Source organism: Acidovorax sp. 106, assembly GCF_003663825.1.
Lineage (GTDB): Bacteria > Pseudomonadota > Gammaproteobacteria > Burkholderiales > Burkholderiaceae_C > Acidovorax.
Genome location: NZ_RCCC01000001.1, coordinates 3912985 through 3923681, shown reverse-complemented (window position 1 = coordinate 3923681; position 10697 = coordinate 3912985). Strand labels below are relative to the sequence as shown.

At 59.6% G+C, this 10697-nt stretch carries 11 protein-coding genes and 1 pseudogene; 7 read left to right on the top strand and 5 right to left on the bottom strand.

Features of this window, described 5'->3' with window-relative positions:
• Positions 1-21 precede the first annotated feature (21 nt).
• Positions 22-489, top strand: coding sequence for an Lrp/AsnC family transcriptional regulator (locus tag C8C98_RS17375; RefSeq protein ID WP_121455307.1), 468 nt, complete (start codon positions 22-24; stop codon positions 487-489).
• 39 nt (positions 490-528) lie between these two features.
• Here the strand turns inward: C8C98_RS17375 and C8C98_RS17370 are convergent, their stop codons facing one another.
• From C8C98_RS17370 to C8C98_RS17350, 5 genes are all read right to left on the bottom strand, one after another.
• Positions 529-1413 (bottom strand): DUF3014 domain-containing protein, encoded by an 885-nt coding sequence (locus C8C98_RS17370; protein ID WP_121456346.1) that lies wholly within the window; start codon positions 1411-1413, stop codon positions 529-531.
• 169 nt (positions 1414-1582) lie between these two features.
• The gene (locus C8C98_RS17365; protein ID WP_121455306.1) at positions 1583-2257 is read right to left on the bottom strand and encodes an alpha/beta hydrolase; all 675 of its coding nucleotides are present in this window, start codon (positions 2255-2257) and stop codon (positions 1583-1585) included.
• A gap of 62 nt (positions 2258-2319) precedes the next feature.
• Positions 2320-3165 (bottom strand): class III extradiol ring-cleavage dioxygenase, encoded by an 846-nt coding sequence (locus tag C8C98_RS17360; RefSeq protein WP_121456345.1) that lies wholly within the window; start codon positions 3163-3165, stop codon positions 2320-2322.
• 146 nt (positions 3166-3311) lie between these two features.
• Entirely contained in the window at positions 3312-3734 is a 423-nt protein-coding gene (gene arfB, locus C8C98_RS17355; protein ID WP_233574701.1) for an alternative ribosome rescue aminoacyl-tRNA hydrolase ArfB, read from the bottom strand.
• Between the two features lie 226 nt (positions 3735-3960).
• Positions 3961-4311, bottom strand: coding sequence for a hypothetical protein (locus C8C98_RS17350; protein WP_121455305.1), 351 nt, complete (start codon positions 4309-4311; stop codon positions 3961-3963).
• Between the two features lie 208 nt (positions 4312-4519).
• On the opposite strand from C8C98_RS17350, the gene C8C98_RS17345 reads away from it, so the two are divergent.
• The 6 genes and pseudogenes from C8C98_RS17345 to C8C98_RS17320 all read left to right on the top strand — a co-directional run bounded on the left by C8C98_RS17345 (position 4520) and on the right by C8C98_RS17320 (position 10653).
• A complete protein-coding gene (locus C8C98_RS17345) occupies positions 4520-6382 on the top strand; it encodes a glutamine--tRNA ligase/YqeY domain fusion protein (protein WP_121455304.1) in 1863 nt (620 codons plus the stop codon).
• Positions 6383-6471: 89 nt separating this feature from the next.
• A complete protein-coding gene (locus C8C98_RS17340) occupies positions 6472-7902 on the top strand; it encodes an AAA family ATPase (RefSeq protein ID WP_121455303.1) in 1431 nt (476 codons plus the stop codon).
• An 8-nt stretch (positions 7903-7910) separates the two neighbouring features.
• The gene (locus C8C98_RS21615) at positions 7911-8534 is read left to right on the top strand and encodes a hypothetical protein (RefSeq protein ID WP_147436392.1); all 624 of its coding nucleotides are present in this window, start codon (positions 7911-7913) and stop codon (positions 8532-8534) included.
• 39 nt (positions 8535-8573) lie between these two features.
• Positions 8574-9107 (top strand): annotated as a pseudogene (locus tag C8C98_RS17335) (DUF924 family protein).
• Positions 9108-9239: 132 nt separating this feature from the next.
• Positions 9240-10040 (top strand): CPBP family intramembrane glutamic endopeptidase, encoded by an 801-nt coding sequence (locus C8C98_RS17330; protein ID WP_121455302.1) that lies wholly within the window; start codon positions 9240-9242, stop codon positions 10038-10040.
• A gap of 274 nt (positions 10041-10314) precedes the next feature.
• Entirely contained in the window at positions 10315-10653 is a 339-nt protein-coding gene (locus C8C98_RS17320; RefSeq protein ID WP_121455300.1) for a hypothetical protein, read from the top strand.
• The last annotated feature ends 44 nt before the right edge of the window (positions 10654-10697 follow it).

Genomic DNA, 10697 nt, shown 5'->3' with positions numbered 1-10697 from the left:
AAAATCCATAAACTGCAGCACATGAAACTGGACACCATCGATTTGCGCATTCTGGCCGAGCTGCAGGCCGACGGCTCGCTCTCCAACGTGGAGCTGGCGCGGCGCGTGCACCTGTCGCCCTCGCCGTGCCTAGCGCGGGTCAAGGCGCTGGAGGCTGCGGGCGTCATCAGCCGCTATGTGGCGCTGGCAAGCAGTGCCGCGCTGGGGCTGGGCTTGAATGTGTTCATCAACATCAGCCTCAAAACCCAAAGCAAGGAAGCCCTGGCCGACTTTGAGCGCCGCATTGCCGAACACGACGAAGTAATGGAGTGCTACCTGATGACCGGCGACAGCGACTATCTGATCCGCGTCGCGCTGGCCGACATGGCGGCGCTGGAACGCTTCATCCTGGAGCAGCTCTCCCCCATTCCGGGGGTGGAGAAGATCCGCTCCAGTTTTGCGCTGAAGCAGGTGCGCTACAAAACCGCGCTGCCGCTGCCCAAGGCTTGAGCAGCACCGCCGCAGCGAGCGCAGGCCACACAGGAAGGGTCAGCGCCGCGCCAGCTCACTCGTTGCAATGCGCTTGCGCAGCTCGCGCAGCACGGCCTTGGCGCGGGCCTCGTTGGCAGGACCCATGCGCACCATGATTTTCTGGCCGCTCGACAACGCCTGCAGCGCCGGGTCGGCAAACTCATAGCGCAGCCAGGGCCGTGGGTCGGGCACCTCGGTTTGCACCGAGGTCAGCTTGAGCAGCAGCGGGCCCTGTGGCTCTGGGGCTTTGATCAGGTGGTCCAGCACGGCCACCAGCCGGTCGTTGAAGTAACGATTGGGGTAGCCCAGCTCTTCATACGCCTGCTGAAACAGCGGGTACAGCCGCGCATACAGTGCCACCGCGTTGTCCATGGGCACCGACTCGGCAAACCCCAGCATGGCCGCGTAGCGCGCGGCATTGGGCTTGGCGGCCACCAGTTCGGCCCCTTCGCCGTCCACCAAAAAGCGCTGGGGGGTGGGGTGCACCGGCCACACACGCACAGGGGCATGGGCCTGGGTCAGGCTGTCTACCGTGGCCACTACGCGGCGCGCAAACGATTCGGTCTGCAAGAGCGACGACACCTGGCCTGCACCCAGCACTTCGGACAGTAGCTCCGTCACCATCACATCCGATTCGGCCAGCGGAGGCAAGGCCGTATCGGGCGGGCCCAGCACGCCCACGGGGTTTTGCACCCCGGCGGGCGCCGGTGCGGCGTTGGGCGCCGCAGGGGCAGCGCCCTGCGCGGGGGCTGCAGCCAGCACCGGGCCGGGCTGCGCGGGCTTGAGCCACACCCAGGCACCCACCGCCGCTGCCAGCACCAGGGCCCCGGCCCCCACCGCCAGCAGCACGGGCGATGCTTGCCGCCGGGGCGGCCGAAATCGGGTGTCTTCTTTGTCAGGCATGTGCATTCCTCGTCATGTCAAAAGGGCGCCATCGGGGCGCCCCATCCGAGCAATGTAGCGGCGTGCGCCGCCGTTGGCGGGCACAGCCTGCCCAGGTGGTGTAACAGCGTGTTGCCCTTGTGCAGAACAAGCCGCAGCGCCCCAACGAGAGGGCGTGGGGACTACGCCGTTACAGCACAGCGGAAGGCGTGCTGCCCAGCCCCTGCAGCCAGGTCACCGTGGCCGCCAGTTCTGCGGGGCGAATCTCGTGCGCGCCCGGAAACTCCCGGAACGTGACCGACACCGGCAACTGCGCCATGTGGTGCGCAATGGCATGCGCATGCGCGATGGGGATGACGTTGTCGTGCGTGCCGTGGCTCAGCCACAGTTGGCGGCCGTGCAGCGCCTCGGCCGGGGCCGTGAGGGGCACCACCTGCGCCAGCAAGCGGCTGTGCCACACCATGGCGGCGTGCAGCAAGCCGGGCTGGGTCAACAGCAGCGACAGCGCCATGATGCCGCCCTGGCTGAAGCCGCCCACCACCACCCGCTCGGGGGCAACGTGGAGCTGGGCAGACGCAGCGGCCACAGCCTGTGCCACCAGGGCGCGGCTTTGCGCTTCTTGGGCTTCGTTGATGGAGCGCTCGCCATTGGGCTCGATCGAAAAATCAAACCACGCAAACGAGCCCGGCCCCATGCGAAACGGTGCGCGCAGGCTCACCACATGGAAATGGTCTGGAATGTGCGACGCCAGACCAAACAAATCTTGCTCGTTGCTGCCCACGCCGTGCATCAGCACCAGCAGCCAGGGGTGGGGAGTGGAAGCAGCAGCGGGGCGCTGCAAAAAGGTGAGTGGCAAATCAAGCATTTTCAGGCGCCAAAGGCTGTTTTGGATCGGTCAAAAAAGTGCGCGTGCAAGACGCGCACCACTCAGTGAACAGGGTGCAAGGCAAACGCATCCATGGCCAGCACGCTGTACATCACCTCGCGGCTGAGGTAGTTTGCGCGCAAATCGTCGCCCGCAGCGCCCAGGGCAAAAAACAGCGGCAAAAAGTGGTCTTCGGTCGGGTGGGCGCGCGCAGCGTGCGGCGCCTGGCTGCGGTAGTTCAGCAGCGCCTTCAGGTCGCCACGCACCACGGCGTCTTCAATCCAGCGGCTGAACTCGACCACGTACGGTGCGGGCTCAGTGGACCCGCCAAAAAACTCCGACAGGTTGTGCGTCATGCTGCCCGAGCCCATCACCAGCACGCCCTGGCTGCGCAAGCTGCGCAACGCAGCGCCCATGGCATACACCTCTGCCGGGCCAGCCGCTGCGGGCAAAGCCACCTGCACCACCGGCACATCGGCCTGCGGAAACAGGTGCATCAGCGGCACCCAGGCACCGTGGTCAAACGGCCGGGCGGCATCGCCCTGCGCGGGCATGCCCGCAGCGCTGAGCAGCGCCACCACCTCGGCCGCCAGCGCTGGCGAGCCCGGTGCGGGGTATTGCAACTGGTACAGCGCAGGCGGAAACCCGCCAAAGTCATGCCACGTCGCAGGCTGCGGGCCCGCCATGACCAAGGGCGAGCGCGCCATCCAATGCGGCGACATGATGACCACGCCCCGCAGCCCCGGAAACTGCGCCTTCAAATCCTGCCCCCAGCGCCCCAGCGCTGGCCCCGTCTCACCTGCGTCCACCGCAAACAGCGGTGCACCGTGCGAGACAAACAGCGCAGGCAAAGCCAAGGCCGGGGCATTCGCAGACGTGACTTGGGGGGCTGACGGTGTGGCAGACATCGTGGACATGGTGAACCTTTGGTAACTAATAGCCACTGTAAAAGAGATCACCCAAGCGAAAAAGTAGCCCACCCACAACGGATTGTTCTAATTTCAGAGCCAATCCTGCAGTGCAGATGCAGCAGCCTGCATGCGGTGCCACAGCCTCAATCCCCGCCCCGCACCCTGCCCCGCAGCGCCTTGGTCTCACCCCGCTGGCTTTTACCTGCCAAGCGGCGCTGCTGGGAGCCATAGGTGGGCTTGGTGGCGCGGCGCGTGCGGGGCGCCACAGCCACAGACTGCACTAGCGCATTCAGCCGCGCCAGCGCATCGGCGCGGTTTTGCTCCTGGCTGCGAAACTGCTGCGCCTTGATCACCACTACCCCCTCTTGGGTGATGCGCGTGTCACGCAGGGCCAGCAGGCGCTCTTTCACCGGCTCGGGCAATGAAGAGGCGGGCACATCAAAGCGCAGGTGCACCGCGCTCGACACCTTGTTCACATTCTGCCCACCCGCCCCCTGGGCGCGCATGGCAGAAAACTCCACCTCCTGCTCATCCACGTACAGCAAAGGCGCCACCGCCAGCATCATCCGCACCCCACTCTGTTCATACCCACCCCGTGTCCCGCCACAACCTGTTTAAGAACCTGTTCAAAGGGGCACATCATAGGCAGGCGCAAAAAAACGCCCTGGCATACGCGATGCACAGGGCGTTGAGAAGGCGCCCGAAGCCCTGAAGCAGGGCAAACAAGCGCCGAGGGGAACCAGGAGACAACGGTGCCAAGCCCACCAGGGGCTGGGCACCACCAGCGCTCAATCAGCGCCAGTCACGGTATCCGTGGTGCCGGTGGTGGCGGTGCCCTTCACGGTAGTAATAACCGGGGGGCGGTGCGTAATACACCGGTGCGGGTGGCGCGTAGTACACCGCTGGGGGTGGCGGTGGGGGGGCGTAGTAAATGGGGCGTGGGGCCACATACACAGGGGCCGGGGCCACATAAGCAGGGTAGCCGTAGCCATAACCATTGCTCACACCCACCGACACACCGGGCGAATTCACGCCAATCGACCAATTGACATCGCGCGCCTGGGCAGTGCCTGCGCCAGCCAGCAGCGCCAGTGCCACACCAGCCGCAGCGGCCATGGCTTGGATAGAACGGGTTTTCGTCATGGAAATCTCCTTTTTGAAGGGAGGCGGCCCACGGGTGGGGTTGGCCTCTGCAGTGCATAACGCACCAAGTGACCAAAAGGATGTCATGAAAACACCGCAATATTGTTTCTGGAAGTACACACTGACAAGCGCCCAGAGAAATACGTCACACAAAGCCCAAGTTCGCCCACAGGCCCGCCAGCCTGTAACCGCCGCCTAAAATGGGCGAATGAGCACCCCCAACCCCGCCAACACCCAACCTGCAGGCACCGCCGCAGCCCCTGAATCCGTCAAGCCCAGCAACTTTCTGCGCCAGATCATTGAAGCCGATCTGGACAAAGGCACCTACGCCGCCCGCCGTTGGGCTGGCACCCCAGGCGACGCCGCCCACCAAGCCGCAGGCGAGCCCGACCCCGCCAAAATCCGCACCCGCTTCCCGCCCGAGCCCAACGGCTACCTGCACGTGGGCCACGCCAAGAGCATCTGCATCAACTTTGGCCTGGCGCGCGACTACGGCGGCGTGTGCCACCTGCGCTTTGACGACACCAACCCCGAAAAAGAAGACACCGAATACGTCAACAGCATCATTGACGCCGTGAAATGGCTGGGCTTTGACTGGAACGGCAGCCAGGGCGACTACAGCGCCGCCCCTTACCAGGCCAGCGACTACTTTGGCTTCATGTACCGCGCGGCGGAATATTTGATCGAAGCCGGCCACGCCTATGTGGACGAGCAAACGGTAGAGCAGATCCGCATCAACCGGGGCGACTTCAGCAAGCCCGGCGTCAACAGCCCCTTCCGCAGCCGCACCCCGGCCGAAAATCTGGCCAAGTTCCGCGAAATGCGCGACGGCCAGCACGAAGACGGCTCGATGGTGCTGCGCGCCAAGATCGACATGGCCAGCCCCAACATCAACATGCGCGACCCGGCCATCTACCGCATTCGCCGCGCTACGCACCACAACACGGGCGACACATGGTGCATTTACCCCATGTACACCTTTGCGCACCCCATTGAAGATGCGCTAGAGCAAATCACCCACAGCCTGTGCACGCTGGAGTTTGAAGACCAACGCCCCTTCTACGACTGGCTGCTGGAGCGCTTGACGGAAGTGGTAACACTTCCCGATGGTCGCGTTGTGGGCGGCCTGCTGGCATCGCCCCCGCCCAAGCAGTACGAATTCGCCCGCCTCAACCTCACCTACGTCATCACCAGCAAGCGCAAGCTGGCCCAGCTGGTGTACGACCATAAAGTGAGCGGCTGGGACGACCCCCGCATGCCCACCATCGTCGGCTTGCGCCGCCGTGGCTACACCCCCGCCGCCATCCAGACCTTTGCCGACCGCATTGGCGTGACCAAGTCCGACAGCTGGATCGACTACAGCACACTGGAAGGCTGCCTGCGCGAAGACCTGGAGCTAAAGGCCCACCGCGGCATGGCCGTGCTCAACCCCGTCAAACTCGTGCTGACCAACTGGGACGACGTCATGGGCGCAGGCCACCTGGAGCCCTGCACCCTGCCCGCCCTTCCCCACCCACCCGAAGGAACAGAGTCGCCAACCCGCCACTTCACCATCGGCAAAGAAGTCTGGATCGAACGCGAAGACTTTGAAGAAGTGCCGCCTAAGGGCTACAAGCGCCTCTTCCCCGGCAACAAGGTGCGCCTGAAGGGCGGCTACGTCATCGAATGCACCGGCTGCACCAAAGACGCTAACGGCGTCATTACCGAAGTGCTGGCCACCGTGGTGCCCGACACCAAGAGCGGCACCCCCGGCGCCGACAGCGTCAAGGTCAAGGCCGCCATCACCTGGGTGGGCGTGGCCGACGGCGTGAACGCCGAAGTGCGCATGTACGACCGCCTGTTCCTGGACGCCCACCCCGACGCGGGCGGCAAAGACTTCATCGAAAGCCTGAACCCGAACAGCCTGAAGGTGGTGACCGCCATCGTGGAACCTTCATTGGCCAATGCCAAGCCGGACGACAAGTTCCAGTTTGAGCGGCACGGGTACTTTGTGGCGGACCGGGTAGATCACCGGGCGGAGAAGCCGGTGTTTAACTTGGCGGTGGGGTTGAAGGACTCTTGGGGAAAATGAGCTGTTCAGCCTTGCTTGCCAGAAAATCAAATAATATTTAGTTGAAAAGCCAAAATCAACTCAACTTCCTCGTAGCTAGGAACTGCACAATGCTAACAAGACTTCGTGTCAAAGGATTCAAAAGCTTAATCGATTCCGAAGTTCGATTTGGCCCATTCACATGCATTGCCGGGGCAAATGGAGCGGGAAAGTCGAATTTATTCGACGCCATTCTATTTTTACGTGACTTAGCAGATCACTCTATTATTGAAGCAGCGCATCGAGTTCGCGACAGAAATGGTGGTCGCAAAGGTGATTTACGGTCTCTATTCACAAAGACTATCGATCAGAATTTACCCAACATTTCGATTGAGGCCGACTTCATAGTTGCGAATGAGGTCACCGATGATTTTGGACGCAAAGCAAAACCAAGCACAACTTTTTTGACATACAAAATTGAATTAAAATATGTCATTGATAGCGATTTCAATGAACGAATTGAGCTTGTTTCTGAGCATTTAACCTATCTACCCAAAAGCAGTGCAAAAAAACGTATTGGCTTTAGCTGCTCCAAAGAATTTTTTAATTCAGCGCTAGCTGGTGAACGCAGAGCCCCTTTTATTACAACAGAGCAAGACTCCAGCACAGGCTCATCCACCATAAATGTAAGCCAAGACGGAAACTCAGGGCGCCCATCTCAAATTCCAGCCCAAAACTCACCACGAACTGTACTTGGATCGGCAAATACTGATGAACGCCCAACTGTGCTTGCAGCACGAAGAGAGATGCAGAGTTGGAAGTTACTTCAATTGGAACCATCTCGTCTGAGGTCACCCGATGAATTTTCAGATGATCCGCACATCACATTTGATGGCGCTCATATTCCCTCCACTCTCGAGCGACTGAAGAGATATGAAGAAATTTCAAACAGAGTTGCAACACTGCTACCCGAGGTCAGAGGCGTTTCAGTAGATGTTGACAATACTCGCAGAATAAAAACTTTGCTTTTAGAACAACGAAATGGAGTAGTTCATCAAGCGCGATCACTCTCTGATGGAACATTGCGTTTTCTTGCACTTGCAACCATGGCGTTTGATTCCGATTCAAAAGGACTTATTTGCTTTGAAGAACCAGAGAATGGGATTCATCCTTCAAGAATTAACGCAATCCTAGAGCTACTCAGGGAGATGGCCGTCAATACACAGATTGCGGTTAGCACGGATAATCCCTTAAGACAAGTAATCATTAACACACACTCACCGGTTGTCGTCAGAAATTTAACACCTGACGAACTTCTAGTTGCGGTTCCAATCAGAAAAAATCGTTCCTCTTTCACGGCTTACGGAGCAATAGTTAATTCTTGGCGTCTTTCACACCCAGACCACCAATCAGAGTTAACCCCAAAAGTAACCGTAACGGAGCTGCTAGATTACCTAAGAAACTCCGACGATGTTCCAGAAGATGACTTAAACAGAGGAAAGCTCTGGCAACTGGCTTCTGAGCAAGGCATGTTTGATTTTGAACCAATCACTACTAAATGAGGTTGGTCTTGAGCGTCATTACTATATCCATAGTTTGCGATGGAACCTCTGATTTGTGCATTCACGATTTGATTCAATGGATTACAGACACGTCATTCCCAGAACAAGCCTTTCGCATCTCCGAAGCACGAGAAGTAATACCTGCACACGGCCCCTTACATTCAAGATTAAAAAAAGCCTATTCATCATACGAGCCTCACATCATTGTTTGCCATAGAGATGCCGAGAGCATGTCTATCGAAAAAAGAATAACTGAAATTATTGCTGCACATACACATGCCGAAATCCCAATTCCAGTGGTACCAGCTGTACCAGTACGAATGATTGAAAGTTGGCTCTTGACCAATGCACATGCAATTCGATGTGCAGCCGATAACAAAAATGGGACCGTTGAATTAAATTTGCCACGAAATCGCGATATCGAGCAGCTTCCAGATCCTAAATCTGTTTTATTCACCGCGCTAAAAACTGCAACGAATTTAGCCCCTAGAAGATTAAAGCAATTTGATGCACACCGCGCAAGAAGACGTATCGCAAGCTTCATGGAAGACTTTGATTCTCTTAAACGCCTTCCTAGTTTTCAAAAATTTGAAAAACAGCTGATCACTGCAATTGCCTCTCAAATAAATTAAATATTGCCAGTTTTGAATACCTCTGCACTCCATCAACTAATGGGCACGGTTCTCACATTCTGGCTCAGCGACATAGATCCAAAACAGCACTTCACAAAAGACGTTGTACTGGACGAAACCATCCGCACTCGCTTCGGCCCCACGCTGGATGCCGCAGCCCGCTGCGAGCTGTTCCCCTAGCGCGCCACTCCAGAGGGCCGGCTGGCTGAAATCCTGGTGCTGGACCAGTTCTCGCGCAATGTGTACCGCGATACGCCCCACGCCTTCGCGCAAGACGCGCTGGCCCTCGCCCTGGCGCAAGAGCTGGTAGCCAGCGGGCAAGACCGCAGCCTGCCCACGGCGCAGCGCGTGTTTGCCTACATGCCGTACATGCACAGCGAATCGGCGGTGATCCATGAGCAAGCCCTCAAGCTGTTTGCGCAGCCGGGTATGGAAAACAATCTGGACTTTGAGCGCCGCCACAAGGCCATCATTGACCGCTTTGGCCGTTATCCGCACCGCAATGCCGTCCTGGGCCGCACCTCAACGCCTGAAGAACTGGCGTTTTTGAACGAGCCTGGGTCTTCGTTCTAAACGGCCCCTCAATTGCTACTCTTTTGATAGCTACCTGCGCTTGTTCTATGTGCGCTACAGCCAGATATCTCTCATAATTTGGGCATTCAACCGCCAGAGAGCGCGCTCGCTGGCTTTCAAGAGGGGGTGGCAATGCACAAACCGACCGGGCAAGCATCGGTGGCGATGGAGCGTTTTGGCTGGATTGAGCGGCCGGGGCGCGAGTTTCCTTTCTTCAACAACCAGCCCGCCCGCATCTCCGGGCCGCAGTGGCTGCTGCTGATGGCTGCGGCAGCTGCCGGGTTGCTGGTGGTGACTTTGCCCATTGCTTGGCCTTGGCCCCCTGCAGGCAGGCTGATTCCGTCGGTACTGCTTGCGCTGATTCCCTTGGCTTGCCTGCGCTGGGTGGCTCCGGGGCATTGGCAAAGTTTGTTTGCCAGGGTGTCTGCGCGCGATGTGCTGTGGATGTTTTGCTTTGCGCTGCTCAACATTGTGGTGACGGTGGCCGTGGGGTTGATGCTGACATCGGTGATGCCCCAGGCGACCAACCCTGGCGCGACGATGTTGCAGGCCAGCGGCCCGTGGGAGCGCGTCATCATCTTTGCCAACATGGCGCCGCAGCTTCTGGGGGAGGAGCTGATCACCATCCTGCCCTTTTTGGCGCTGATGGCGCTGTTCACCCAGCGTTTGGGGGCCCGCCGCAAAACCGCTGTGGTGGCAGCGTGGCTCCTGTCTGCGGCCCTGTTTGGCCTGATGCATCTACCTACGTATGGGTGGAATGTGGTCCAGTGCCTGGCCATCATCGGCACCGCCAGGCTGGTGCTGACGCTGCCGTGGATCATGACCAAGAACCTCTGGGTTTCTACGGGCGCGCACATCATCAACGACTGGACGCTGTTTGGCATGGGTTTGCTGGGTGGGGGTGCGCTTTTGTGGACGCCACCAGGGGTTTAGCTGGCGTTCAAGTCAGGCCATGGGTCCGTCATGGGGGCTTCGCTGCAGCATCCACTACTCTATCGCTACGCTTTTCATAGCTGCCTGCGCTTGCATTGCAAGCGCTACCAGCTGATTTGACCTGTGCCGCATGAGGCCAATGACGACCCCGGTGTGCCGACTAGCTACCGTGGCGGCGGGCATACCGGCATACCAATAGCCAGCGATAAGCCTGCGCAGCACCAAAGGCCCCCGGTGCGGCAGGTGCTGCGCAATTTGCGATACAAACACCGCCATGCTATCTACGCCACCCACGCCGTCCCCGTTGCCCCCATTCACCCCCACCTATGGCCCCGTGCCGCCCGGCCCGCTGGCGGGGCCGCTGCAGTTGCTGCCCGTCAACGCCGAGGTGGTGGCGGTGCACACGGCCACGGGCGCACATGTGGGTTCGCTCAAAAAGATAGGCGGGGTGTGGAAGTTCAAGGCCATGGGCTACGGCGCTGGCGGCGGCATGGAACCCGGCCACGGCCCGCTGACGGACCAGCACAACATGGCTTTTGCCACGCCCGATGCGGCCGAGGTGAGCGCGCGGCTGCTGGGCGCGCTGGCCGGTGGGTCGGGGGCGTCGGCCTGAATCTCTTTGCACACAATTTGCTTCTATTTTGATAGCTGCTTGCG

Excerpts from the sequence above, each read along its gene's own strand:
- C8C98_RS17345 (WP_121455304.1), top strand. The coding sequence starts at position 4,520 with ATGAGCACCCCCAACCCCGCCAACACCCAACCTGCAGGCACCGCCGCA.
- C8C98_RS17375 (WP_121455307.1), top strand. The coding sequence starts at position 22 with ATGAAACTGGACACCATCGATTTGCGCATTCTGGCCGAGCTGCAGGCC.
- C8C98_RS17320 (WP_121455300.1), top strand. The coding sequence starts at position 10,315 with ATGCTATCTACGCCACCCACGCCGTCCCCGTTGCCCCCATTCACCCCC.
- C8C98_RS17350 (WP_121455305.1), bottom strand. The coding sequence starts at position 4,311 with ATGACGAAAACCCGTTCTATCCAAGCCATGGCCGCTGCGGCTGGTGTG.
- C8C98_RS17330 (WP_121455302.1), top strand. The coding sequence starts at position 9,240 with ATGCACAAACCGACCGGGCAAGCATCGGTGGCGATGGAGCGTTTTGGC.
- arfB (WP_233574701.1), bottom strand. The coding sequence starts at position 3,734 with ATGATGCTGGCGGTGGCGCCTTTGCTGTACGTGGATGAGCAGGAGGTG.
- C8C98_RS17370 (WP_121456346.1), bottom strand. The coding sequence starts at position 1,413 with ATGCCTGACAAAGAAGACACCCGATTTCGGCCGCCCCGGCGGCAAGCA.
- C8C98_RS17360 (WP_121456345.1), bottom strand. The coding sequence starts at position 3,165 with ATGTCTGCCACACCGTCAGCCCCCCAAGTCACGTCTGCGAATGCCCCG.
- C8C98_RS17340 (WP_121455303.1), top strand. The coding sequence starts at position 6,472 with ATGCTAACAAGACTTCGTGTCAAAGGATTCAAAAGCTTAATCGATTCC.
- C8C98_RS17365 (WP_121455306.1), bottom strand. The coding sequence starts at position 2,257 with ATGCTTGATTTGCCACTCACCTTTTTGCAGCGCCCCGCTGCTGCTTCC.